The sequence below is a fragment of the Micromonospora sp. NPDC047557 genome (assembly GCF_043205095.1).
GTDB lineage: Bacteria > Actinomycetota > Actinomycetes > Mycobacteriales > Micromonosporaceae > Micromonospora.
Genome location: NZ_JBIDDK010000004.1, coordinates 279,644 through 303,480 on the forward strand (window position 1 = coordinate 279,644; position 23,837 = coordinate 303,480).

The 23,837-nt window shown below is 72.9% G+C and carries 28 protein-coding genes; 14 read left to right on the forward strand and 14 right to left on the reverse strand.

All coding sequences use genetic code 11. The features are described from left to right. Positions 1–98: 98 nt before the first annotated feature. Positions 99–764, forward strand: coding sequence for a TrkA family potassium uptake protein (locus ACGGAQ_RS14070; RefSeq protein WP_266251020.1), 666 nt, complete (start codon positions 99–101; stop codon positions 762–764). A gap of 3 nt (positions 765–767) precedes the next feature. Then, the gene (locus ACGGAQ_RS14075; protein WP_234587936.1) at positions 768–1,457 is read left to right on the forward strand and encodes a TrkA family potassium uptake protein; all 690 of its coding nucleotides are present in this window, start codon (positions 768–770) and stop codon (positions 1,455–1,457) included. Positions 1,458–1,475: 18 nt separating this feature from the next. On the opposite strand, the gene ACGGAQ_RS14080 is transcribed toward ACGGAQ_RS14075, so the two are convergent. The 4 genes from ACGGAQ_RS14080 to dut form a co-directional block, all read right to left on the reverse strand. Next, complete coding sequence (locus ACGGAQ_RS14080) at positions 1,476–2,162, reverse strand: DUF3159 domain-containing protein (RefSeq protein ID WP_393048470.1); 687 nt, start codon at positions 2,160–2,162, stop codon at positions 1,476–1,478. A 25-nt stretch (positions 2,163–2,187) separates the two neighbouring features. After that, positions 2,188–2,568, reverse strand: coding sequence for an OB-fold nucleic acid binding domain-containing protein (locus ACGGAQ_RS14085; protein WP_357498525.1), 381 nt, complete (start codon positions 2,566–2,568; stop codon positions 2,188–2,190). Between the two features lie 125 nt (positions 2,569–2,693). Next, positions 2,694–3,368 carry a DUF3710 domain-containing protein gene (locus ACGGAQ_RS14090; protein ID WP_393048473.1) on the reverse strand — a complete coding sequence of 225 codons (675 nt, stop codon included), beginning with the start codon at positions 3,366–3,368 and terminating at the stop codon, positions 2,694–2,696. Positions 3,369–3,393: 25 nt separating this feature from the next. Continuing rightward, positions 3,394–3,930, reverse strand: a complete 537-nt coding sequence (dut, locus tag ACGGAQ_RS14095) for a dUTP diphosphatase (protein ID WP_393048476.1) — start codon at positions 3,928–3,930, stop codon at positions 3,394–3,396. Between the two features lie 84 nt (positions 3,931–4,014). Between dut and ACGGAQ_RS14100 the strand changes: the two genes are divergently transcribed. Further along, on the forward strand, positions 4,015–4,548 hold the full coding sequence (locus ACGGAQ_RS14100; protein WP_393048479.1) for a DUF3093 domain-containing protein: 534 nt from the start codon (positions 4,015–4,017) through the stop codon (positions 4,546–4,548). A 19-nt stretch (positions 4,549–4,567) separates the two neighbouring features. Here the strand turns inward: ACGGAQ_RS14100 and ACGGAQ_RS14105 are convergent, their stop codons facing one another. Both ACGGAQ_RS14105 and ACGGAQ_RS14110 read right to left on the reverse strand, forming a co-directional pair. Continuing rightward, complete coding sequence (locus tag ACGGAQ_RS14105; RefSeq protein WP_387262621.1) at positions 4,568–5,365, reverse strand: hypothetical protein; 798 nt, start codon at positions 5,363–5,365, stop codon at positions 4,568–4,570. A 120-nt stretch (positions 5,366–5,485) separates the two neighbouring features. Next, entirely contained in the window at positions 5,486–5,782 is a 297-nt protein-coding gene (locus ACGGAQ_RS14110; RefSeq protein WP_007075406.1) for a DUF4193 domain-containing protein, read from the reverse strand. A 435-nt stretch (positions 5,783–6,217) separates the two neighbouring features. On the opposite strand from ACGGAQ_RS14110, the gene ACGGAQ_RS14115 reads away from it, so the two are divergent. Next, complete coding sequence (locus ACGGAQ_RS14115) at positions 6,218–6,739, forward strand: LytR C-terminal domain-containing protein (RefSeq protein WP_393048888.1); 522 nt, start codon at positions 6,218–6,220, stop codon at positions 6,737–6,739. Positions 6,740–6,770: 31 nt separating this feature from the next. Here ACGGAQ_RS14115 and ACGGAQ_RS14120 read toward each other — a convergent pair whose 3' ends face one another. Beyond that, positions 6,771–7,592: an inositol monophosphatase family protein gene (locus tag ACGGAQ_RS14120; protein ID WP_393048482.1), complete on the reverse strand. Its 822-nt coding sequence runs from the start codon at positions 7,590–7,592 to the stop codon at positions 6,771–6,773. 289 nt (positions 7,593–7,881) lie between these two features. Here ACGGAQ_RS14120 and ACGGAQ_RS14125 point away from each other — a divergent pair, with 289 nt between their 5' ends. Both ACGGAQ_RS14125 and ACGGAQ_RS14130 read left to right on the forward strand, forming a co-directional pair. Next, positions 7,882–9,498, forward strand: a complete 1,617-nt coding sequence (locus ACGGAQ_RS14125) for an RNA polymerase sigma factor (protein ID WP_393048485.1) — start codon at positions 7,882–7,884, stop codon at positions 9,496–9,498. Positions 9,499–9,743: 245 nt separating this feature from the next. Further along, entirely contained in the window at positions 9,744–9,977 is a 234-nt protein-coding gene (locus tag ACGGAQ_RS14130; protein WP_355234582.1) for a hypothetical protein, read from the forward strand. A gap of 117 nt (positions 9,978–10,094) precedes the next feature. Here the strand turns inward: ACGGAQ_RS14130 and ACGGAQ_RS14135 are convergent, their stop codons facing one another. From ACGGAQ_RS14135 to ACGGAQ_RS14145, 3 genes are all read right to left on the reverse strand, one after another. Beyond that, positions 10,095–11,828 (reverse strand): DEAD/DEAH box helicase, encoded by a 1,734-nt coding sequence (locus ACGGAQ_RS14135; RefSeq protein WP_393048488.1) that lies wholly within the window; start codon positions 11,826–11,828, stop codon positions 10,095–10,097. Positions 11,829–12,008: 180 nt separating this feature from the next. Then, positions 12,009–12,671 carry a trimeric intracellular cation channel family protein gene (locus tag ACGGAQ_RS14140; protein WP_393048491.1) on the reverse strand — a complete coding sequence of 221 codons (663 nt, stop codon included), beginning with the start codon at positions 12,669–12,671 and terminating at the stop codon, positions 12,009–12,011. Between the two features lie 40 nt (positions 12,672–12,711). Further along, complete coding sequence (locus ACGGAQ_RS14145) at positions 12,712–12,930, reverse strand: DUF3039 domain-containing protein (RefSeq protein WP_007456912.1); 219 nt, start codon at positions 12,928–12,930, stop codon at positions 12,712–12,714. A gap of 88 nt (positions 12,931–13,018) precedes the next feature. On the opposite strand from ACGGAQ_RS14145, the gene ACGGAQ_RS14150 reads away from it, so the two are divergent. After that, on the forward strand, positions 13,019–13,954 hold the full coding sequence (locus tag ACGGAQ_RS14150; RefSeq protein ID WP_393048495.1) for a pseudouridine-5'-phosphate glycosidase: 936 nt from the start codon (positions 13,019–13,021) through the stop codon (positions 13,952–13,954). Next, on the forward strand, positions 13,951–14,850 hold the full coding sequence (locus ACGGAQ_RS14155; protein WP_393048498.1) for a carbohydrate kinase family protein: 900 nt from the start codon (positions 13,951–13,953) through the stop codon (positions 14,848–14,850). Before ACGGAQ_RS14150 ends, ACGGAQ_RS14155 begins: the two co-directional genes overlap by 4 nt. Before the next feature lie 54 nt (positions 14,851–14,904). Here the strand turns inward: ACGGAQ_RS14155 and ACGGAQ_RS14160 are convergent, their stop codons facing one another. Continuing rightward, positions 14,905–15,264, reverse strand: coding sequence for a DUF3099 domain-containing protein (locus ACGGAQ_RS14160; RefSeq protein WP_393048499.1), 360 nt, complete (start codon positions 15,262–15,264; stop codon positions 14,905–14,907). Positions 15,265–15,369: 105 nt separating this feature from the next. Between ACGGAQ_RS14160 and ACGGAQ_RS14165 the strand changes: the two genes are divergently transcribed. Together ACGGAQ_RS14165 and ACGGAQ_RS14170 are read left to right on the forward strand one after the other, a co-directional pair. Continuing rightward, positions 15,370–15,657: a hypothetical protein gene (locus tag ACGGAQ_RS14165; RefSeq protein WP_124771959.1), complete on the forward strand. Its 288-nt coding sequence runs from the start codon at positions 15,370–15,372 to the stop codon at positions 15,655–15,657. A gap of 13 nt (positions 15,658–15,670) precedes the next feature. After that, on the forward strand, positions 15,671–15,982 hold the full coding sequence (locus ACGGAQ_RS14170) for a hypothetical protein (RefSeq protein WP_393048891.1): 312 nt from the start codon (positions 15,671–15,673) through the stop codon (positions 15,980–15,982). Between the two features lie 3 nt (positions 15,983–15,985). Here the strand turns inward: ACGGAQ_RS14170 and ACGGAQ_RS14175 are convergent, their stop codons facing one another. Next, entirely contained in the window at positions 15,986–16,570 is a 585-nt protein-coding gene (locus ACGGAQ_RS14175; RefSeq protein ID WP_393048893.1) for an HhH-GPD-type base excision DNA repair protein, read from the reverse strand. Positions 16,571–16,666: 96 nt separating this feature from the next. Between ACGGAQ_RS14175 and ACGGAQ_RS14180 the strand changes: the two genes are divergently transcribed. Beyond that, on the forward strand, positions 16,667–18,151 hold the full coding sequence (locus ACGGAQ_RS14180) for a methyltransferase (RefSeq protein WP_393048502.1): 1,485 nt from the start codon (positions 16,667–16,669) through the stop codon (positions 18,149–18,151). Between the two features lie 55 nt (positions 18,152–18,206). Continuing rightward, positions 18,207–18,629 carry a D-aminoacyl-tRNA deacylase gene (gene dtd / locus ACGGAQ_RS14185; RefSeq protein ID WP_393048896.1) on the forward strand — a complete coding sequence of 141 codons (423 nt, stop codon included), beginning with the start codon at positions 18,207–18,209 and terminating at the stop codon, positions 18,627–18,629. Positions 18,630–18,718: 89 nt separating this feature from the next. Here dtd and ACGGAQ_RS14190 read toward each other — a convergent pair whose 3' ends face one another. Next, on the reverse strand, positions 18,719–19,507 hold the full coding sequence (locus tag ACGGAQ_RS14190) for a sporulation protein (RefSeq protein WP_393048899.1): 789 nt from the start codon (positions 19,505–19,507) through the stop codon (positions 18,719–18,721). A 232-nt stretch (positions 19,508–19,739) separates the two neighbouring features. Here ACGGAQ_RS14190 and sigB point away from each other — a divergent pair, with 232 nt between their 5' ends. Both sigB and ACGGAQ_RS14200 read left to right on the forward strand, forming a co-directional pair. Then, a complete protein-coding gene (gene sigB, locus ACGGAQ_RS14195; protein ID WP_393048505.1) occupies positions 19,740–20,756 on the forward strand; it encodes an RNA polymerase sigma factor SigB in 1,017 nt (338 codons plus the stop codon). 107 nt (positions 20,757–20,863) lie between these two features. Then, positions 20,864–21,271 carry a VOC family protein gene (locus ACGGAQ_RS14200; protein ID WP_393048508.1) on the forward strand — a complete coding sequence of 136 codons (408 nt, stop codon included), beginning with the start codon at positions 20,864–20,866 and terminating at the stop codon, positions 21,269–21,271. Positions 21,272–21,281: 10 nt separating this feature from the next. Here the strand turns inward: ACGGAQ_RS14200 and ACGGAQ_RS14205 are convergent, their stop codons facing one another. Continuing rightward, positions 21,282–23,837, reverse strand: a complete 2,556-nt coding sequence (locus ACGGAQ_RS14205) for a GNAT family N-acetyltransferase (protein ID WP_393048510.1) — start codon at positions 23,835–23,837, stop codon at positions 21,282–21,284.

A 23,837-nucleotide genomic window follows, 5' to 3' on the forward strand; every position in this document is an offset into this window, starting at 1 on the left:
GTCGGTCCCGCTGTCGACCCGGACGTGGCAGGCTCGGACTCGGAGCCACCGGCGGCGAAAGGGCCAGCGGCAGCGGTACGCACCTTGGGAGGGACAGCGTGCACGTCGTGATCATGGGATGTGGCCGGGTCGGGTCGACCCTCGCCCACAGCCTGGAGTCCCGGGGGCACTCGGTGGCGGTGATCGACCAGGACGCCGACGCCTTCCGCCGGCTCGGCCCCGACTTCGCCGGGATCACGGTGACCGGGGCGGGCTTCGACGGCGAGGTGCTGCGCCAGGCCGGCATCGAGCGCGCGGACGCCTTCGCGGCCGTCTCCAGCGGCGACAACTCCAACATCATCTCGGCGCGGTTGGCCCGTGAGACGTTCGGCGTGTCCCGGGTCGCGGCCCGGATCTACGACCAACGCCGGGCCCAGGTCTACGAGCGCCTCGGCATTCCCACGGTGGCGACGGTGCGCTGGACGGCCGACCGGATGCTGCGGCACCTCGTGCCCGAGGGCAACGTGGAGATCTTCCGCGACCCGACGAGCACCGTGTCGATCGTCGAGGTGCCTGTGCACAAGGAGTGGATCGGCCGGCCGGTACGCGTCCTGGAGGAGGCATCCGGCGCGCGGGTGGCCTACCTGATCCGCTTCGGCATCGGCACGCTGCCCACCGCGTCCACCGTCGTACAGGAGGGCGACCAGGTTTTCATGCTGGTCAGCGACGACATCGTGGCGACGGTCACGTCGGTGGCGGCGACCCCGCCGGAAGGGGGGCACTGAGCCATGCGGATCGCCATCGCGGGCGCCGGCAACGTGGGCCGTTCGATCGCCCAGGAGCTGATCGAGAACGGCCACCAGGTGATGCTGATCGAACGGCAGCCGAAGATGCTCCGGCCGGACCGGGTTCCGGCCGCCGAGTGGGTGCTCGCCGACGCGTGCGAGGTGGCCAGCCTGGAGGAGGCCAACGTCGCCGGCTGCGACGTGGTGGTCGCGGCCACCGGTGACGACAAGACCAACCTGGTGCTGTCGCTGCTGGCCAAGACCGAGTTCGCGGTGCCCCGGGTGGTGGCCCGGGTCAACCGGGCGGAGAACGAGTGGCTGTTCACCGAGCAGTGGGGCGTGGACGTCGCGGTGAGCAAGCCGCGGGTGATGGCCGCCCTGGTCGAGGAGGCGGTCACCGTCGGCGACCTGGTCCGGCTGATGACCTTCCGGCAGGGCGAGGCGAACCTCGTCGAGATCACCCTCCCGCCGACCGCTCCCTACGTCGGTCAGCCCCTGCACGCGGTGCCGCTGCCCCGCGACTCCGCCCTGGTGGCGATCCTGCGCGGCAAGCGCGTCCTGGTGCCGAGCCCGGACGACCCCATCGAGGCCGGCGACGAGCTGATCTTCGTCTGCACCGCCGAGGTGGAGGACGATGTCCGCGCGGTCATCCTCGGCCCGGACAGCGTCGAGCGGACCCGCGGCTCACACTGAGCCGCCGGGCGCGGGCGCTCAGGCGCCGGGCAGCGGGGTGGGTTGCGGCTCCCGGGTGACCCGGCGCACCGTCCAGACGGTGATGAGCAGCAGCAGCGCGTACGGCGGGTAGCCCAGCGCCAGCCGGGCCACGCCCAGCGCGGTGTCCTGGTGGGCCAGGTAGAGCCCGGCCTGCACGCCCACCTTGGCGAGCCACACCACGCCCCAGAGCACGGTCAGCCGGGTGAAGACGCGCACCAGCTTCGGGTCGGTCCGCCACTCGGAGCGGCCCTTGGCGACCAGCACCGACCAGATCCACCCGACGAGGGGCTGCCGGACGGCCGCCGAGATCAGCAGGGCGATGCCGTAGCCGATGCCGTAGAGGATGCCGGGAAGGTAGAAATCCCGCTCGTCGCCGGTGCGCCAGGCGATGGCGGCGCCGATGCCGACGCCGAACAGCCCGTTGACCGCGTGCCGGATCGGCCGACGCTGAGCCAGCCGCAACCCGGCGATCAGTAGCGCGACGGCCACCGAGGCGATCACGGCGGGTCGCAGGTCGCCGATGATGTTGGCGAGCACGAAGACGACCACCGGGATGCTGGACTCGACCAGCCCCCGCCAGCCGCCGAGCTGGTCGGCCATCTGCTCGGCGATCGTGGGCAGCGGCTCGTCGTCCTGCGGAGGATCGGTCTCCGGCTGTGCTGCCCGGTGCTGTCCCGTCGTCATGCCCGGCCTTCCGTCCGCGGTGCCGTCACTTCGGCGAGTCCAGCTCGTAGTACGGGTTGTAGATGACCTTGCGGTCGTCGCGCATGGCCACCCGGCCGCGCGCGGTCAGGTGCCGCCCCGGCTCGATCCCGGAGATGTGCCGCCGGCCCAGCCAGACCAGGGTGACGACGTCGCTGCCGTCGTACAGGTCGGCCTCGAGGGTGGGCAGGTTGGTGCGCGGCGTGTAGACCACGGTGCGCAGCCGACCGGCGACCGAGACCACCTGGCCCCGGGAGCACTGCTGGGCCAGGACACCGCCGCACTCGGCGCTCTCCTGCCGCAGCTCCTGCGCGTCGATCTCGGCCTCGCTGGCGGTGAACCGTTGCAGGATGCGCCGCAGCGACACCCGGCTCTCGTCGGTCGTCATGACCTCCGCGTCACCCTCTCCACGCTCGCCGACTCTGGCCGGCACCGCCCAGCTCCGGCGACGCCGGAACCGTCCCGCCAGCGTACGCCGACGGGGCCGGTTCCGGCGGGCCGGTGGGCGCTCGGTCAGACCTGGCGGGGCTCGGCGGCGGCGGACGTGGCGCCGCCCTCGGCGTCGGCCTGGTCGGCGATCTCGCGGGGCAGTCGCAGCGGCAGCGGCTCACGCACCGGTTTCGCCTCCTGGCCACGGTCGACCACCAGGCCGTCCAGGCACTCGGCGAGCGGCCCGGCGCTGGCCGGGTCGGTGGCCACCGGGCCCTGGAAGACGCCCCGGACCATCCAGCGCGGCCCGTCGACGCCGACGAACCGCAGGTTCGTCGGGCCGTCCGGGGTGCGCACCTGGGCGTGCAGCTCCGGGCCGTACTCGCCCTCGACCTCCTGGGCGGCGGCGCCGTCGCTCAGCAGCGACTGCCGGATCTCCTCGCGCACCTCGTCCCAGATTCCCTCGGACCGGGGGGCGGCGAAGACGCCGAGCTGCAGCGCGTTGTCCCCGTGCACCAGCACCACCTGCTGGATCACGCCCTGCGGGTCGGCCTGCACCCGCACCTCCACCTCGGCCACCGCCGGGATGTGCAGGCTGCCGAGGTCGAGTCGCTGCACGTCGTCGTCGACCTCGGAGATGTCGTACGGCCCGCGCACGAGCGCCGGCGCCGACGTCCCGGTGCCCTCGTCGAGGACCTCGGTGGTCCGCTCGTCGCGGGTGTGCCGCCCGGCATCGGCCCGCTTTCGGGAGAAGATCACTGCGCCCACCCTCCGCTGTTCACAATCACCCTGCCACCTCTTCCGTCTGCCCGTGGCCCGGCTCGGCCGGCCGCTGGTCGGCCCACTCCTGGCCGGCCGGTGACGGCACCAGCTGAGCGTGCCCGCCGGTCGAGCCGTGCCCGCCGGTCCCGCGCGCGGACCCGGGCAGCTCGGCCACCGGCTCGAACCGCGCCCGCGCGACCCGCTGGACCACGAGCTGGGCGATCCGGTCGCCACGGGAGATCTTCGCGGGCGTGTCCCGATCATGGTTGATCAGGTTGACCATGATCTCACCCCGGTAGCCGGCGTCGACCGTACCGGGCGCGTTGAGCACCGTCACGCCGAGCCTGGCCGCCAGGCCGGACCGCGGATGGACCAGGCCCACGAAGCCGTCCGGCAGGGCGACGGCCACGCCGGTGGGCACCAGGGCCCGACCGCCGGGCGGCAGCTCCACGTCCGCGGCGGCCACCAGGTCGGCCCCGGCGTCGCCGGGATGGGCGTACGTGGGCAGCGGCAGCTCGGCATCGAGCAGCCGTACGGGCACGGGTACGACGTCGGTCACGGGTCCCCTCTTCGTCCGGTTGTCTCCGGTGACCCTGCCATCCTGCCGGTTGGCCGGCCCGCCGTGCGCCGTACCCTCGCAGGAGTGAGCATGTCGCCCTCCCCGTCCGCCGATCGGCCGCCGGTCCCGGCCCGTCCGGCGTACGCCGAACGGCTGGACCTGCCCTGGTGGCTGTGGCTGACCGGGCTGGTGGCCGCCGCGCTGCTGGCCGTCGAGATCTGGATGGGCGGCCCCGGCGTCCGCGCCTGGCTGCCCTTCGCGGTGCTGCTGCCGGTCAGCGCCGCCGGGCTGTGGTGGCTGGGCCGGATCCGCGTCGCGGTCGCTGACTCCGAGCTGCGGGTGGACGACGCCCGACTGCCGGTGCGCTTCGTGGCCGACGTGATCCCGTTGGATGTGGCCGGTCGCCGTGAGGTGCTCGGGGTGGGCGCGGACCCACTCGCCTTCGTGGTGCAGCGGCCCTGGATCGGGGGCGCCGTGCAGGTGGTGCTCGACGACCCGGCCGACCCGACCCCGTTCTGGGTGGTGAGCACGAGGCGTCCGGTCGAGCTGGCCGAGGCGGTGCTGGCCGCGCGGGACGCCGGCCGGCCGGCCGACCGTACGGCCGGCGAGCCGGGCTGACCGACGCCGACGACCCCGCTCAGGTGCCCGTCGGCGGGCCGGGCAGGGCCGGCGGCGGCGCCGGCCGGGCGATGCCGCGACGGCGCAGGTCCACCTGGAGCTGGTCGGCCATCTGCCGGGTGGCCCGGCGGTTGAGGAAGCTGGCCACCGCCGCGCCGGTCAGGAACGGCCCGAGCGTGGTGAGGTTGCGCCCGAATCGGCGCAGCAGCATGTCCCGCATCTCCTTGCGGGCGGCGGTGCCGAGCACCGCGCCCACCCCCACGCCGGGCACCATCGGGTTGACCCCGCGCTGGGTGGCCCAGGAGTGCACCAGGGCCACCGCTCGTTGACTGCCGGCGCCCGGCAGCGACACGCCGTGGATCTCGTGCAGCTCACCGATCAGTTTCAGCTCCACCGCCACGACGGCGACGGTCTCGGCGGCGAGCAGCACGGGCGCGGAGAGCAGGGTGGGTGCGACGGTCCATTCGACGGCGGCGACTCCGCCGCCGGCCGCGCCGATCCCGGCGGTGGCACGGGAGGCGTTGCGGATCAGTCGCTCGGCCAGGGCGGCGTCGTCCAGGCCGGGAAAGTGTCGACGCAGGGTGGCCAGGTCCCGCACCGGTACGTGCGGGGCGATCTCGGCCACCGTGTCGGTCATCCAGCGCACGGCGGCGCGGGGCTTGAACAGGTCGGAAATACCGCGGCTGCGGGCCTGTCCCACCATCCGGGTGAGCAGTTGCCGCCGCCGGGCCGGCTCGATGTCGTCCGCGGTCAACGCCGCGACGGTGGCGCCGAGGTCGTCCGCGCCGTCGTCGGTGGTGTCGCCTCGATCGCTCATGGGTCGGACCTCCCGGTGGTGTGGCTACCCGCTACGAGTCAAGCAGGTACCCACCGGCGTCGCACGCCTACACCGGTAGCGGCGGCCCCGATCAGGAGGCCGCCGCCGGTGTCGTGAGTGTCAGACGCACTCTCGGCAGATCAGCTCGCCGTTGCGCTCGACCGCCAGCTGGCTGCGATGGTGGACCAGGAAGCAGCGGGCGCACCGGAACTCGTCCTGCTGCATCGGTAGCACCTTGACAGTGAGCTCCTCGTCGGCCAGGTCGGCACCGGGCAGCTCGAAGCTCTCGGCGACCTCGGCCTCGTCGACGTCCACCGCGCCCGACTGTGAGTCGACGCGCCGTGCCTTGAGCTCTTCCAGGCTGTCCTCGCCGAGGTCGACCTCGTCGCGACGCGGGGCGTCGTAGTCGGTGGCCATCGGATGTCACTCTCCCATATCGATGTTGTCGCTTCCGGTTGTAACGCCGGACGACGCTGTTTCGGTTCCGCTGGCCGGCAACCACTTGTGTCGGGCACCCGACCCGCGGGACCGTACGGGTCGGGACCGCTGGGGCCACTCCCCTGCGAGCGCGGAACCTTACCCCCCCTTGGGCGAGGCATGTATACCGCCCTTGCGGCTGAGATGTACGCCCCCGCACGCGAAGTTGTTCCCAATGTGATTCAGGCGACACGAAGATAGGGGTAGTAGTACCCGGTTCAGGGTCGGCGCGCCGGCATGTCGGACTGTTTCCACGCGACGGCCGGACAACCGTTAACCTCAGCGGCGTATTCGACGGCCGGCGGTCAGTGCGATCGTTGGCGGCCGCCGCCACCCACCTGAGGTCCCGGGAGCGCCCAGATGAGTTTTGCGCGAGTGCGAGCACTCGTCGTCGTCGGCCTGCTGGGGGTCCTGGCCCTGGCCTTCGTGATCACCGCGATCGTCCGTGACAGCCAGGGCGAGGCCGGCGCGGCGGGCGGCTGCCCGGACGGTTGGCCGTTGGCCGACGTCACCCTGCACGAGCCCAAGGACGTCAAGATCAACGTCTTGAACGCGACCGACGAGCCGGGCCGGGCGGGCACCGTCGCCGACGACTTCCGCAACCGCAAGTTCCAGGTCAAAAAGGTTGGCAACGCGCCCAAGGGCATCGACGACGTCGCCGTGCTGAAGTTCGGCCCCAAGGGCGTCAGCTCCGCCCACCTGCTCAAGGCGTACTTCCTCAACCAGGCCGAGCCGGTCTACGACGAGAAGCGCACCGACGACACCGTGGACGTGGTGTTGGGCAACGGCTTCCAGCAGCTCGCCACCACCACCGAGGTCAACCAGTCCCTGGGCGACCTGGGCCCACCTGTCGCGCCGGCGGGCGCCTGCCCGTCCCCCGCCGCCAAGAAGAAGTGACGGTGGGGCCGGTGTGCCCCTGACCCGGTGGTCAGGGGCCGCCGGAGGCGTCCAGGGCGGCCAGCCGGTCGTGCAGCCCGGCGAAGAGGGCCGGTGGGGCCGCGATGACCAGGTCCGGGCCGGCCGGGTGACCGGCCAGGCCCGCGACCCGCACGCCCGCCTCGGCGGCGATCAGGCCGCCGGCGGCCTGATCCCAGGCCGACAGACCCTTCTCGAAGTACGCGTCCAGCCGCCCCTCCGCCACCAGGCAGAGGTCCAGGGCGGCGGCGCCGAGGCGGCGGATGTCCCGCACCGACGCGATCAGTCCGGCCACCACCGACGCCTGGTGCGCCCGCCGGCCGGCGTCATAGCCGAAGCCGGTGCCGACCAGCGCCTGCCCCAGGTCCGTCTCGCCGGAACAGCGCAGCCGGACGCCGTCACGCCAGGCGCCGCCACCAGCGGTGGCGGTCCACTCCTCGCCGGTGTGCACGTTGCGCACCACGCCGGCGACCACCACCCCGTCCACCTCGGCGGCCAGCGACACCGCGCTGTACGGCAACCCGTAGAGGTAGTTCACGGTGCCGTCGATCGGGTCGACGATCCACCGCACGCCGCCCGGCTCCGCCGGACCGGTGTCCTGGGTGCCGTACTCCTCGCCCAGGACCGCGTCCCCCGGCCGCAGCGCGCGCAGCGCGTCGAGGACCTGCCGCTCGACGGCCCGGTCAGCCGCCGTGACCACGTCGGTGACCGTGCTCTTGGTCGCCGCCACGGAGACGCCCTCGACCCGCATCCGGTACGCGGTGGCCGCGGCGTCCCGCGCCACGTCGAGCGCGATCGCCAACAGTTCCCGCGGTGTCGGCGCCGAACGGTCCATTCCAGGGTCCCCTTCCCGTACGACCGGGGCGTTCCGGGCCGTGCGCGAGTATCATCCTTACAAAGTCCACATCTGCGCCGAATCGGCGGTCCCGCTGCCGTTACGCCGTGCGGCGCAGGATGATCGCCGCAGACGGCGTTACAATTCACCCCTGCCCACGCGCCACGGACCGCCGACCACCGGCCGGCCCGGGACACGGGGGTCCCTCAACCACATCGCCCGGCCCGGTTGCCCCACGCTGTGCCGGACGACCCGGCCGTGCCCGCTCTTCGCCTCCGGAAGGTCATTCGTGACAGAACCCCGCCAGCCCGGCGCCGACGTTCGCTCGCTCACCGACACCCTGATCGCCCACGCGCAGAGCGCCGGTGGTCAGCTCACGTCGGCCCAGCTCGCGCGCACCGTCGAGACCGCCGAGGTGACTCCGGCCCAGGCCAAGAAGATCCTGCGGGCGCTCTCCGAGGCGGGAGTGACCGTTGTGGTGGACGGCTCGGCGAGCACCCGCCGCCGGGTCGCCGCGGCCCGCTCGACGACCCCCGCGTCCCGGGCCACCACCGCCAAGACCACCAAGAAGGCCGCCGCGCCCGCCCCGAAGCAGGCGCCCGCCTCCGACGAGGCGCCGTCGACCCCGGCACCGCGCAAGGTGGCCGCCCGCAAGGTCGCCGGCAGCACCGCCGAGGGCGGCGCCGCCGCAGTCACCCCGGCGAAGGCGACCAAGTCCACCCGCGCCACCAAGGCGACGGTCGCCGCGGCGGCCGGAGCCAAGCCGGTCAAGGCCGGCGGCAAGGCCAAGGGCGAGGGCGCCGAGGGTGAGATCGACCCCGAGGAGCTCGCCGCCGCCATCGAGGACGTGGTGGTGGAGGAGCCGGCCGAGCTGGCCCAGGCCGCCGAGACCGACGCCGCCGCGTCGGCCACCGACAACGACTTCGAGTGGGACGACGAGGAGTCCGAGGCGCTCAAGCAGGCCCGGCGCGACGCCGAGCTGACCGCCTCCGCCGACTCCGTCCGGGCGTACCTGAAGCAGATCGGCAAGGTCCCGCTGCTCAACGCCGAGCAGGAGGTGGAGCTGGCCAAGCGGATCGAGGCCGGGCTCTACGCCGCCGAGCAGCTGCGCGCGGCCGACGAGGGCGAGGAGAAGCTCGCCCGGGAGATGGTCCGCGACCTGGGCTGGATCTCCCGCGACGGCGAGCGCGCCAAGAACCACCTCCTCGAGGCAAACCTCCGTCTGGTCGTCTCCCTGGCCAAGCGGTACACGGGGCGCGGCATGGCCTTCCTGGACCTCATCCAGGAGGGCAACCTCGGCCTGATCCGCGCGGTCGAGAAGTTCGACTACACCAAGGGCTACAAGTTCTCCACGTACGCCACCTGGTGGATCCGGCAGGCGATCACCCGCGCCATGGCCGACCAGGCCCGCACCATCCGCATCCCGGTGCACATGGTCGAGGTCATCAACAAGCTCGGCCGCATACAGCGCGAGCTGCTCCAGGACCTGGGCCGTGAGCCCACGCCGGAGGAGCTGGCCAAGGAGATGGACATCACACCGGAGAAGGTGCTGGAGATCCAGCAGTACGCCCGGGAGCCCATCTCGCTGGACCAGACCATCGGCGACGAGGGCGACAGCCAGCTCGGTGACTTCATCGAGGATTCCGAGGCTGTGGTCGCCGTCGACGCGGTCTCGTTCTCGCTCCTGCAGGACCAGCTCCAGCAGGTGCTGCAGACGCTCTCCGAGCGTGAGGCAGGTGTGGTACGCCTGCGCTTCGGCCTGACCGACGGTCAGCCGCGGACGCTGGACGAGATCGGTCAGGTCTACGGGGTGACCCGGGAGCGGATCCGGCAGATCGAGTCCAAGACGATGTCCAAGCTGCGTCACCCGTCCCGGTCGCAGGTTCTCCGGGATTACCTGGACTGAGCCGGTTTCGTCAACCGAACGTGTCGTTTTGACCACCTGGTGTGCAACGCCAGATGGTGATCGTCCGGATGCACGAATGTGATCGTTGACGTGGCACCCTGGGTTCACGGCACACTGTCCCTGCCATGTGTGACCTCGGTCCCCCGCGGGCACACAGGGAAGGCAAGGCCCGGCATGGGTGTTGCACGATAGGTGAGCAACGACCGAAGAGATTGTTCATCGGTGACGACCAGAGGAGGAAGGCGATGACCCCGACCCTCACGCCGCCGCCCGAGACGGTGGCTCCCCCAGCCGCCGATGAACGGTGCGACCGCTGCAATGCTGCCGGCAAGCTCCGGATCACTCTCTCGGGTGGGAGCGAGTTGGTGTTCTGTGGGCACCACGCGAACAAGTACGCGGAGGATCTCGTGAAGATCACCGTCCGGTTCGCGACGGACCCCGAGTTCAGCTGGCGTGGCGCCGATCTGATGGCGAACTGAGTCCGCAAACCGACATAGCCGGCCGGAGGCACCCCACGGGGCGCCTCCGGCCGGCTTTTCACTTTTGCCCAACCGCGCCCCGCGACTCACCGGCGTCGCACACTCGGTGCACGCAGGCTAGAGGGTCTGCACGGTGGCGATACGTTCCTCGAGCTGCTCGATGGTGGCCTGGGCGCTCGGCGGGCCACCGCAGAGCCGGCGCAGCTCGGCATGGATCTTGCCGTGGGGTTGGCCGGTGCGGTGGTGCCGGGCGGCCACCAGAGCGTTCAGTTGGCGCCGGAGCGCCACGCGGCGTTGGGCGGCACTCAGGGGTACCGGTGGCGCCGCGGTGGCCGCAGCGGCCGGCTGAGCGGCCCGCTCGGCGGTACGGCGGCGCTGGGCGGCGAGTTGGTCGGCCTGCCGCTTGGTGAGCAGCAGGGAGACCTGATCGGCGGTGAGCAGGCCGGGCAGACCGAGGTACTCCTCCTCCTCGGGGGTGCCGGCCTGGGCGGCGGTCCCGAACGACGCACCGTCGAAGATCACCTGATCCAGTTCGGCGGTGGCCGAGAGCGCGGCGAACCGCTTCTCCAGCTCCCCGCTGGCCTGGTCGTCGCGCTGCGCGCGTTCCAGCAGGTCGTCGTCGAAGCCGTCGGAGTCCTTGGGTTTGCCCAGGACGTGGTCCCGCTCGTTCTCCATCTCGCTGGCCAGCCCGAGCAGGTGCGGCACGCTGGGCAGGAAGACCGACGCGGTCTCGCCGGGGCGGCGGGCCCGCACGAACCGGCCGATCGCCTGGGCGAAGTAGAGCGGGGTGCTGGCGCTGGTGGCATAGACACCGACCGCCAGTCGCGGGATGTCGACCCCCTCGGACACCATCCGCACCGCGACCAGCCACCGCTGGTCGGACGCCGCGAACGTCGCGATCCGCGCGGACGCGCCCTGGTCGTCGGAGAGCACCACGGCGGCCTTCTCGCCGGTCACCTGCTCGATGAGCTTGGCGTACGAGCGGGCGGTCTGCTGGTCGGTGGCGATGATCAGGCCACCGGCGTCGGGCATGCCGGCGTTGCGCAGCACGGTGAGTCGGGCATCGGCGGCCCGCAGCACCTGCGGCATCCAGTCCCCCGCCGGGTCCAGGGCGGTACGCCACGCCTGCGCCACCAGATCCTGGGTCATCGGCTCGCCGAGGCGGGCCGCCAACTCGTCCCCCGCGTTGGTGCGCCAGCGGGTCTCCCCGGAGTACGCGAGGAAGAGCACCGGCCGGACGACTCCGTCGCGCAGCGCGTCGGCGTAGCCGTAGACCGAGTCGGCGTGGGAGCGCAGCAGCCCGTCACCGCCCCGCTCGTAGGTGACGAACGGGATCGGGTTGTCGTCGGAGCGGAACGGCGTACCGGTGAGCATCAGCCGGCGTACGGCGGGCTCGAAGGCGTTCTTGACGCCGTCGCCCCAGGAGCGGGAGTCGCCGGCGTGGTGGATCTCGTCGAGGATGACCAGGGTGCGGCGGGTCATGGTGCGCCGCCGGTGCACCTGCGGGGCCATCCCCACCTGGGCGTAGGTGACCACCGCGCCGTGGAAGTCGGCCGCCGAGTGCACGTCGGCGTTGCGGAACGCGGCGTCGAGCTGAATGCCCACCCGGGCCGCGGACTCGGCCCACTGGTTCTTCAGGTGCTCGGTGGGCGCGACCACGGTGACCGCCTCGACGGTGCCGTCGCCGAGCAGTTCGGCGGCGATCCGCAGGGCGAAGGTGGTCTTGCCGGCGCCCGGCGTGGCGACCGCGGTGAAGTCCTCGGAACGCCGGCGCAGGTACTCCACCAGGGCCTTGCGCTGCCAGGCACGTAGTGCCGGGAACGTCTCGAGCACCGGCGTCCGGGCTGCCACGCGAAAGCTCCTCTCCGACCGCACGAGGGCGGACACCGGGCGAGGGCCACGAGTACCGCCGCCCATGAAAACGCCTCCGCGCAGAAGCTGCCGCGAAGGCCGACTCAGCATAACCAGCGCGGGCCCGCGGGCCCAGGCGACACCACGCCTGTCACATTCACCACCGGAGCACGGTAGGCCTCACCACTCCCGGTCGGCACGCGGATCGGCCCCCCTCGCGTGCGGTGGCCGCAGCGTCGCCACCGGGGCGGACCAGCGGCGGCGCAACGCGATCAGGCGCAGCCCGACCACCCCGACAGCTGCGGCGGTGAGTGGTGCCGGCCCGGTGTGGCCGGTGACGTACAGCAGCGCCACCGCGACCGATCCGGCCAGGGCGGCCACCGCGTAGATCTCCCGGCGCAGCACCACCGGGATCTCGGCGGTCAGCAGGTCCCGACCGAGCCCGCCGCCGATCGCGGTGAGCATGCCGATCAGGCAGGCGCCGACCGCCGGCACCCGGGCGTCGAGCGCCTTGAGCGTGCCGGTGACGGTGAACAGACCGAGGCCCGCCGCGTCGAGCACCAGCACCGTGGTGCGCAGTCGGGCGAGCTGCGGGTGCAGCCAGAAGACGGCGAGCGCGGTGACCGCCGCGGTGGCGGCGTACCGCCAGTCGGCGAAGGCGAGCGGCGGCACCTCGTCGATGACCAGGTCGCGGAGGATCCCGCCGCCGAGCGCGGCCACGAAGCCGACGAACGCGACGCCGAACAGGTCGAGTCGTTTGGCCACCGCCGCCGAGGCGCCGGAGGCGGCGAAGACCGCCACTCCGGTCAGGTCGGCGAGGAGCAGGGCGGTGGAGGTGGTCACCGCCGCAGGCTACGTCGCCGGCCGGAGCGCCGGCCGGGGTTCACTCGCGGTACGAGTCGTAGATCTCCTTGCACTTGGGGCAGACCGGCGAGCCCGGCTTGGCCGCCTTGGTGACCGGGAAGGTCTCCCCGCAGAGCGCGACGACGAAGGTGCCCATGACGGCACTCTCGGCGATCTTCTCCTTGCGGACGTAGTGGAACATCTCGGGACCGGTGTCGGCGTCCTTCAGTTCCGGACGCTCGAGAACCTCTGTGCTCACGTCTGCACCTCCAACCGTCAAGTTTGGCAGGTCATCACGGCCGGGTCCACTTGAGCCCGGCCGGGGTCCCACCCCGTACCGTGCCGGTGTGACTGACTTTCGCATCAGCTACGGCACCGAGGTCGCCGAAGCCCTGCGCGACGGCCGGCCCGTCGTCGCCCTGGAGAGCACCATCGTCTCGCACGGCCTGCCCCGTCCGCAGAACCTGCGGGTGGCCCGGGAGATCGAACAGGCGGTCCGGGACGCCGGGGCGGTGCCGGCGACGATCGGCATGATCGGTGGCGAGCTGGTGGTCGGCCTGGACGACGCGCAGCTGACCCGGCTGGCCACCGTCGATGGCGTGACGAAGCTCTCCGTCCGCGACCTGGCCGTGGCGTCGGCGACCGGCGCGGACGGCGCCACCACCGTGGCGGCGACCAGCGCGGTGGCCGCCGCCGCCGGGATCGGCGTGTTCGCGACCGGCGGCCTGGGCGGGGTGCACCGGGAGGCGGCGCACACCTTCGACGAGTCGGCGGACCTGGTCACCCTGGCCCAGACCCCGATCACGGTGGTCTGCGCCGGGGTCAAGTCGATCCTCGACGTGGGCGCGACGCTGGAGCGCCTGGAGACCCTCGGGGTCGCCGTCATCGGCTATCGCACCCGCCGGTTCCCCGGCTTCTATCTGACCGACGCGGGCTTCGACCTGGACTGGTCGGTGGACTCGCCGGAGCAGGTCGCCGCCGTGCTGGCCGCCCGGGACGGGCACGCCGTGCACCTCGGCGGCCTGCTCGTCGCCAACCCGCTGCCGGTCGACGAGCAGCTCGACCCGGAGCTGCACGACCGGACCCTCGCCGAGGGCCTGGCCCTGCTGGAGCGGGACGGGGTGACCGGCAAGGCCGTCACGCCGTACCTGCTGGCGCACTTCCACTCGGCCACCGAGGGCGCGAGCCTGGCGGTGAACGTCCGGATCATCCTGCGCAACGCCGACCTGGCCGCGCGCATCGCGGTCGCCGCGGTCGCCCGCACCTCCGCCGTCCCGGCATGACCCGTCCGGCCCGCGTGGTCGTCGTAGGGGACGTGATCACCGACGTGGTGGCGGTGCTGTCCGGGCCGCTCGCGGCCGGTTCGGACACCGGGGCCGAGATCAGTTTCGGCGGCGGCGGGCAGGCGGCCAACACCGCCGCCTGGATCGCCGCGCAGGGCGTGGCCGTCACGCTCGTCGGCGCGGTCGGCGACGACGACGCCGGGCGCGACCGGATGGCCGAGCTGGACCGCGCGGGCGTGGACTGCGCGATCGAGCGGGTGGTGGACGCCCCGACCGGCACGGTGATCGTGCTGGCCGCCGACGGCGAGCGGACCATGGTCACGTCGCGGGGCGCGAACCTCGCGTTGAGCGCCGAGCACGTGGAGAAGGCCCTCGCGGCAGTGCCCGACGCGGGGCATCTGCACCTGTCCGCGTACACCCTGTTGGACGCCGGGTCGCGCGGCGCGGGGTTGCGGGCGCTGGCCGCCGCCCGCGAGCGCGGGCTCACCACAAGCGTCGACGCGGCGTCCGCGGCGCCGCTGCGGCGGGTCGGCGCGCGGACCTTCCTGGGTTGGGTACGCGACGTCGACCTGCTGCTGGTCAACGCGGACGAGGCCACGGTGCTGGCCGGCGGGCTGGACCCGGCGGCACAGGGGCGGGCGCTGTCGGCGACGGCTCGGCGGGTGGTGGTCAAACGTGGCGCGGCGGGAGCGGTCTGGGTCGACCGCACGACGCCGGTCTGCACGGCTCCGGCCCGCCGGGTGGCGGTGGTGGACGTCACGGGAGCGGGAGACGCCTTCGCGGCCGGTCTGCTCACCGCGTGGCTCGCCGGCGCCAGCCCGACCGCGGCACTGAGCCGCGCCACCGACCTGGGCGCGCTGGCCGTCTCCACAGCCGGCGCACGGCCGCAGCCCTAAGGACGCCGCACTCACCGCGCGACCGTGACGGTCGAGCCCTGGCCCGCTCGCGGGTCAGGGCTCGACGTCGATGACCTTGTGCGGGCGCTCCTCGGCGGTGAGACTCATCGGCGGCGCCTCGTCCTGCCGCCGGGGATGGAACCGATTGGCCAGCCGGTGCTCCTCCTTCGGCGGCCGGTCGTTGGCCAGCAGCACGGCCAGCCACGGAATGAGCACCATGCCGAGGGCGCACAGCGGCAGCCAGACCCAGAGCAGTGGGGCGTTCGCGCCGACCAGGATCGCGCCGGCGATGATGCAGGCCACCCGGATACCCATCATGAGGACATAGCGGCGCTGACGGCTGGTGAGCTGATCATTCTGGCTGCGCGAGGCATCGGTGATCAGAATCGGCTGGTACGCCTGACGCTTCACCATGGACCTCCTCGGAGGGGATTACGCCCCATCCTGTCACCACGCAGGCGTGATCAGCGAAAATTGACCCAGCCCGGTCCGTGTTACGTGCGTGGTACGCTGCGCGGTGTGGGCAGCAGGTTCAGCTTCACCGACGAGGCGTTGGCCAACCTGAGGGTCTACGACGTCACACCCGGGGAAGTCTGGGAGGCGCTGCACAGCGCGCGGCGGGTGATCCGCCACCTGGGCGACGACGTGATGGTGGTCTACGCCGCCGCCCGGCGGGGCCGCCGCCTGGCGGTGCTGCTCGCCGAGGCCGACGGCACCGACAACGACTGGGACATCCTCTCCGCCCGCGAGTTGAGCGACGTCGAGTCCAAGCGCTACGACGAGGCCGTGCGGAGAGATCGCCGATGAGGAGGCCGTGACGATGCACCGTAACGACGCGACCAAGCAGTTCCACAGCGGCGACGACCGGCTCGCCGACCTGATCGACGACAGCCCGGCGGTGGACCTGCCCACCCCCGACACCGACGTGCCGATGGTGAGCCGATCGGTGCGGCTGCCGCTGGAGACCTACGAGCGGGTCCGCGCCGCCGCCGACGCCCGGGGCATCGGCGTCACCACGCTGATGCGGCAGTGGATCGACGCCGGCCTGGCCGACCTGGACGACTCCGCCACCGTCTCCCTCGCCGACGTCCGGCGGGCGCTGGCGTCGCTGGCCCACCCGACCGCCGCCTGAGCGTCAGCCCGCCGCAGCCTTCGCCGCCGCCTTCATCTGCTGCTTGTACTCCCGCACCCGGCGCAGCGAATCGGCGTCGGTGACGTCCGCCACCGACCGGTACGCGCCGGGATCGCCGTACCCGCCGGCCGCCTCCCGCCAGTTCTGCGGGGTCACCCCGAACCGCTTGCCGAGCAGGGCCACGAAGATCTGCGCCTTCTGCTTGCCGAATCCGGGCAGCCCGGTGACCCGCCGCAGCAGCTCGGGCCCGTCGGCGACGTCGGCCCAGAGCAGCGCGGCGTCGCCGTCGTAGCGCTCCACGAGCACCTGGCAGACCTCCTGGACCCGGGCCGCCATCGCCTTCGGGAACCGGTGCAGCGCGGGCGGCTGGGCGAAGAGCGCGACAAGCGCTTGCGGGTCGTAGCCGGCCAGCTCCGCCGCGTCCAGGTCGTGGCCGAGCCGCTGGGTGAGCACGTACGGCGACGAGAACGCCTTCTCCATCGGCACCTGCTGATCCAGGGTCATGCCGATGAGCAGGGCCAGCGGGCTCCGCTCCAACAGCCGGTTGGCCTCCGGATCGATGGGCAGCACGAGCGTCATACCTGCCATCTTGCCTGGCCCGCCGATCCGGGCGGACACCGACGCTCCGGCAGTCGCCCGGCGGGTGCTGCCGACGCGGGACGGGGCGAAAGGCAGGATGAGGGCGTGGACGAACACGACATGCTGCTCTCCCCCGCCGGCGTCGACGCGCTGCGGACCGCGCTGACCCGAACGGGGTTCACCAGCCACGGCATCGCCGAGCGGCTGGGCGCGCAGGCCACCGCCGCGGTCTCCCGCAACGACTACCGGGCCGCGCTGCGCGCCACCGAGGACGGCGACCCGCTCGGCACCCTGATCCGGGTGTTCATCTGCGACCAGACCGAGCCGGAGGCCGCGGTGGCTGCCGCGCTGGCGCCGCTGAGTCTTGCGGAGGCGCTGGCGGGCGGGCTGGTCGAGCGGTACGGCGACGGTCTGCGTGCCGGCGTCGACCTGGAGCCGTACGGCGACGACTGGTGGGTGCTCGCCGACGTGCCGGCCAGCGCCCGGCCGGGTCGTCCGCTGCACGCCGAGCACGTGCTGGGCATCGGCGGCGCCACCCAGACCCTGATCGGCGCGACCGTGCGCCGGCGGGTGGGCAGCGCGCTGGACCTGGGCACCGGCTCCGGCGTCCAGGCCCTGCACCTGGCCACCCACGCCGACACGGTGACCGCCACGGACCTCTCCGAGCGGGCTCTGCACTTCGCCGCGACCACCGCCGCTCTCAACGGCCAGGACTGGGAGCTGCTGCGGGGTGACCTGGTCGCCCCGGTGGCCGGCCGCCGCTTCGACCTGGTGGTGAGCAACCCACCGTTCGTGGTCGGTCCGGGCACCACCACGCACGTCTACCGCGACTCGGGACGGGTGGGTGACGCGATCGCCGCCGAACTGGCCGCCGCCGCCCCCGGCCTGCTCACCGAGGGCGGCACCATGCAGTACCTGGCGAACTGGGTGCACGTCGCCGGCGAGGAGTGGGACGAGCGGGTGGCCGGCTGGTTCGCCGGCACCGGCCTGGACGCCTGGGTGATCCAGCGCGAGGTGGCCGACCCGATGGCGTACGTCGACCTGTGGCTCACCGACGTCGGCGAGGGCGCCAACCCGCAGCGGGCGGCCGTCTGGCTGGACTGGTTCGACGCGCACAAGATCGAGGCGATCGGCTTCGGCATCGTGTCCCTGCGCCAGGGCGGGCACGCCGACCCGGTGGTCCGCGTGGAGGAACTGCGTCAGCGGGTCGAGCCGCCGCTGGGCGACCAGATCGACGCCTGGTTCGACCGCCAGGACTTCCTGCGGGTACGCGACACCGAGGCGCTGCTCGCCGAGCGCTACCGGGCCACCGACGGCCTCCAGCTGCGCCAGGAGGCCACCATGGGCGACGAGGGCTGGGCGGTGGACCGGCAGGTGCTCGCGATGCCGCACGGCCTGCGCTGGACCGAGGAGATCGACCCGCTGGTGCTGGCACTTGTCGGTGGGGCCGACGGCCGGCTGCCGCTGCGCGACCAGCTCGCCCTGCTCGCGGCGGCCCACGACGTCGAACCGGCGGAGATGGCGGAGGCCGCCGGGCCGATCGTCGCGCACCTGGTGGAGCGCGGCTTCATCGAACCGGTGACCGCGTGATGCCGGCGCTGTGCGGTGGCCCGCCGATGCCGGCGATGTGCGCGGTGGCGCGCTGATGCGGGCGGTGGTGCAGACCGTCGGGCGGGCCAGCGTGACCGTCGACGGTGAGGTGGTCGGCGCGATCGAGAACGGCCTGCTGGTGCTGCTCGGAGTGACCCACACCGACACCGCAGAGACCGCTCAGACGATGGCGCGCAAGGTGCACGAGCTGCGCATCCTGGACGGTGAACGGTCCGCCGCCGACACCGGCGCGCCGATCCTGCTGGTCAGCCAGTTCACCCTCTACGGCGACGCCCGCAAGGGACGCCGTCCGAGCTGGACGGCGGCAGCGCCCGCCGAGGTCGCCGAACCCCTGGTGACAGCGGTGGTCGACGCCCTACGCGAACGCGGAGCCACTGTCGAAACGGGCCGCTTCCGAGCTCACATGCTTGTGGAAAGCCTCAACATAGGCCCCCAAACCCTCCTCCTGGACCTCTAACCCCGCCCTCTTTCCGGTGATCAAGAGGTTTGCGTCAGAATCCGGCCCGAAAGTGACGCAAAGCTCTTGATCACCGGGGCAGCCGGGGGTCAGGAGAAGAGGCCTCGGCGGGACAGGGACTGGCGGAGCCAGGTGTCCAGTTCGGCGGTCCAGTCGGTGTTGTCGGCGGTGGCGTGCTCGACCGTGAACCGGCCGAAGGCGTCCCGGCCCTCGGTGAAGACGCCGCCGCGCCTGTCGACCTCCAGCACCACCTGCATCTGTCGCGCGTCGGCGATGAAGGTGACCTCCAACTGGTTGATCGAGCGGGCGTACTGCGGTGCCGGGCTGAACTCGATCTCCTGGTAGAAGGGCAACGTCTGCCGTACGCCGTAGAGGTGTCCACGCTCCACATCGGCGCGCGCGAACCGGAAGCCCAGCCGCAGCAGCGCCTCCAGCAGCCGCTCCTGAGCGGGCAGCGGGTGCACCGACACGGCGTCCAGGTCGCTCGTGTCGACCGCGCGGGCGACCTCCAGCTCGGTCCGCAGCCCCATCGTCATGCCGTGCAGGTGCTGCCCGTACAGCTCGGTGACGGGTGTCTCCCAGGGAACGTCGAAGCGGAACGGGAGATCGTGGCGCTGCCCCGGCTCCAGCCGGAACGCACCGGTGACCCGCTGGCGGTGGAACTCCTCGGTGGTGTCGTAGTCGTTGCCGCCGCTCTCCACCTCGACCCGGGTGACCAGGCCGAGCGTGACGTCGTCGATGTCGACCTGATGGTCGCCGCCGAGCACCTGGATGTGGCCCTCCAACTGCCCGCCGGGGCGGCAGTTCGGGTTGGCGAGCACCGTCTCGACCGAGGGGCCGCCGACCCCCATCGCCTTCATGAGCCGCTTGAAGACCACACCGTCCTCCATCGTCGGACCACGCCGACCCGGGGCGGCCGACCGTCCGCAACGTAGCCGGGCCGGGCACGCAACCGCCGGGATGACACACCGCGGCAACGATCCGGCCGGATTCCTGTCGGGTGCCCGATCGCCTCACTCCCGTTTCACGCCCTGCCCGCCAAGCTGTGTGTCACACCGGCACCACTGGGCCGGAGACACGGCACAGACGTGGACACGGGGAGAGACAGAGATGGTCCTGCAGATGACGGAACACCGGACGCGCCCGGCCACCAGCGCCGAGACCAACGGGGCCGCCGAGGCCCTCACCGACCTGGACGCCACCGACGAGCGCGGCATCTCCACCGACCTGGTCCGGGCGTACCTGAACGGGATCGGCCGGACGAAGCTGCTGACCGCGGCGCAGGAGGTCGACCTGGCCCGGCGGATCGAGGCCGGCCTGTTCGCCGACGAGAAGCTCGCCACCTGCACCCCGGTCTCCGAGGATCTGCGAGCCGACCTGGAGCTGATCGTCGCCGAGGGCCGCGCCGCCAAGGACCACCTGCTGGAGGCGAACCTGCGGCTGGTGGTCAGCATCGCCAAGCGCTACACCGGACGCGGGATGGCCTTCCTCGACCTGATCCAGGAGGGCAACCTCGGCCTCATCCGGGCGGTGGAGAAGTTCGACTACGCCAAGGGTTACAAGTTCTCCACGTACGCCACCTGGTGGATCCGGCAGGCGATCACCCGTGCCATGGCCGACCAGGCCCGCACCATCCGCATTCCCGTGCACATGGTCGAGCAGGTCAACCGGATGGTCCGGGCCCGCCGGGAACTGGCGGTGACGCTGGGTCGCGAGCCAGGAGTCGCCGAGGTCGCCCGGGCCCTGGACATCCCCGAGTTCCAGGTCATCGAGCTGATCTCGTACGACCGCGAGCCGGTCAGCCTGGACCAGGCCGTCGGCGACGACGGCGAGAGCGCGCTCGGTGACTTCGTGGCCTCGGTGGACCCGCGCACCGACCCGGGCGAGGGTGCCGCGCAGGGCGAGCTGCGCAACGAGGTGAGCATCGTGCTGGCCACGCTGTCGCAGCGGGAGCAGGCGGTCATCCGGCTCCGGTTCGGGCTGGACGACGGCCGGCAGCGCACCCTGGACGAGGTCGGCCGCGAGTTCGGCCTGTCCCGTGAGCGCATCCGGCAGATCGAGAAGGTGACGTTGCTGAAGCTGCGCGCTCCGGAGCGGGCGCAGCGCCTGGAGGCGTACGCCTGCTGACGCACCGGATGAGCAGGGAAGGTCCCGGCGGTTCGCCGGGGCCTTCCCTGCTGTCGGGGTGCTTGACTGTGACGCCGACCGGCTCCGCGACGAGCGAGGAGAGTTCCATGAACTGGACGTTGGAAGTGGTGATCGTGCCGGTCTCCGATCTGGACCGGGCGAAGACGTTCTACGCCGACCAGCTCGGCTTCACCGTCGACCACGACACGGTGATCAGCGACGACGCCCGCATCGTGCAGTTGACCCCGCCCGGCTCCGGCTGCTCGATTGTGATCGGCAAGGGCGTGGTCCCGGAGATGCCGCCGGGTTCGCTGAGGGGCCTGCAACTGGTGGTGCCCGACCTGAAGCGGGCCCACGCGGAGCTGGTCGCCCGTGGCGTGGAGGTCGGCGACATCCAGGTGGTGGGCCAGAACCCGCGCCCGGTGCCGGACCCGCTGGACAACGTCGGCTTCATCTTCTTCGCCGACCCGGACGGCAACACCTGGGGCGTCCAGCAGATCTCCAGCCGGGCCTGAGCGGCCGCGCTCAGAGACGCCGGGGGCCGGTGTCCGGGCGGGCGGCCACGCCGCCCACCCGCACCTGGGCGTGCAGGACCGAGATGCCGTCCGGGCGGGCGAGGACCGGGTTGAGGGTCACCGAGCGCACCCGGGGCTGCTCGTCGGCCAGCTGACCGACCCGCAGCAGCAGGTCGGCCAGGGCCGCCCGGTCCACCGGCGCGGCGCCCCGGTGCCCCCGCAACAGCGGTGCCGCCCGGGGTTCGTCGACCAGCTCGGCGGCGTCGGTGTGGGTCAGCGGCACCGCCCGCCAGGCCCGATCGCCCAGCAGCTCGGTGGCGACCCCACCGAGGCCGAAGCCGACCACCGGCCCGAACGCCGGATCTTCCACCAGCTCCACCACGCAGGCCACCCCGGGCGCGACCATCGGCTGCACCAGCACGTCCGCGCCGAAGCCGGCGGCCATGTCGGCGTACGCGCGGCGGACGCTCGCCTCGTCGGGCAGATCGAGGCGGACCGCGCCCAGGTCGACCCGGTGCCGCAGCCCCGCGGCGGCGGCCTTGAGCGCCACCGGGTAACCCACCCGCGCCGCCGCGTCGACAGCCGCGTCGACCGAGTCCACGGGCACCGACGGCACGGTCTCGATGCCGTACGCGGCCAGCAGCGCCTCCGCGTCGGTACCGTCGGCGCGCAGCGCGGCCGCCGCGGCGTCCCGGTCGATCCCGGGCAGCTCGGGCGCGACCCCGGGCGGGCGGCGCAGCCACTCGGCGTACCGGTGCACCCGGGCGAGCGCCCGGACGGCCTCCTCCACGCCGCCGTACGCGGGCACCCCGGCCGGCAACCGGCCGACCAGGAACGTCGCCACGGTCGGCTTGCCCAGGGCGAGGGCGGCCGGCAACGCGGCGGTGACGTCGGCGTCCACCTCGGTGCGTTGGCCGGGCAGCGGCGGGGCGAAGACCACGACGAGAGCGTCCACCCGGTCGTCAGCGGCCGTCTCGGCGAGGGCGGCGGCGAACTCGTCGGCGCCGGCGCTCGGCGCGACGTCACGCGGGTAGCCGTCGGCGACGGTCAGGCCCTGCCCGACACAGGCCGTGGCGGCCAGGCCGGTCAGCGCCGACGAGTTGCCGACCACGCCGACCCGGCCGCCGGCCGGCAGCGGCTGGTTGGCCAGCAACACCCCCACGTCGAGCAGCTCCGGCACGGTGTCCACCCGGATCACCCCGGACTGGGCGAACAGCGCGGCCACCGCCACCTCGTCCGGGGCGGCGGTGTCGCCCACACCGGCCGGGCGGGCCGGCGAGGCCAGCGCCACTACCGGTTTCGCCCGGCCGATCCGCCGGGCCAGCCGGGCGAACTTGCGCGGATTGCCGAACGTCTCCAGGTACAACATGATCACGTCGGTGCCCGGGTCGTCCTGCCAGTACTGCAGCAGGTCGTTGCCCGACACGTCGGCCCGGTTGCCGGCCGACACGAAGCTGGACAGCCCAAGGCCACGCCGGTCCGCCTCGGCGAGCAGCGCCACCCCGAACGCGCCGGACTGGCTGAAGATGCCGACCCGACCGGCTGGCGGCAGCGCCGGGGCGAGGGTCGCGTTGAGGCGTACCGCCGGGTCGGTGTTGGCCACGCCCAGGCAGTTCGGGCCCACCACGCGCATCCCGGCGGCGTGCGCCGCGCGGACCAGCGCCCGTTGCGTGGCCGCGCCCTCCGGGCCGGCCTCGGCGAAGCCGGCCGAGATCACGACCAGGCCGTGCACCCCGGCGGCGGCCGCGTCGGCGACCACCGCGGTCGCCGCCTGCGGCGGGACCGCCACCACCGCCAGGTCCACCGCGACCCCGGCGTCAACCGCCGAGGGGTACGCGGGCAGCCCCGCCACCGTCGACGCGCTCGGGTGCACCGGCACCACCGCGCCCGTGAACCCGCCGTCGCGCAGGTGCCCGAGCACGGCCGCGCCGACACCCTGGCCGGTGGCGCTCGCGCCGTAGACGGCGATGCCTCGCGGGGCGAGCAGCCGGGCTATCGAGCGGGCCTCGGTGCGGTGCTCCCGGCCGCGCTGCACCTCCAGGGTCGCCTCCGTCGGGGCGATCGGGAAGCTCAGGTGCACCACGCCGTCGGCGTACGCGCGCTGCACCTGGTAGCCGAAGTCGGAGAAGACCCGCAGCATCGTCCCGTTGGCCGGCAGCACCTCGGCGACGAAGCTTCCGATGCCGTTGCGCCGCGCGGCGTCGGCCAGGTGCTCCATCAGCACCGGGCCGATGCCCCGGCCCTGGAAGGCGTCCTCGACCACGAAGGCGACCTCCGCCTCCGGCGCCTGCGGGCCGAGCCGCTCGTACCGGCCGACGGCGACGAGCCGGTCCCCGGCCAGCACCACGAACGCCTCCCGGTCGTGGTGGTCGACAGTGACGAACCGGATCAGATCCCGCTCCGGGATGCGCGGGTACGGCGAGAAGTAGCGCAGGTAGCGGGTGCGCTCGGAGAACCGGCTGTGCATCGCCACGATCGCCGGCGCGTCGTCGGGGCTGATCTGTCGCAACTGGACCGTGCTGCCGTCGCTGAGCAGCACGTCCACCGGCTGGTCCACGGTCGTCAC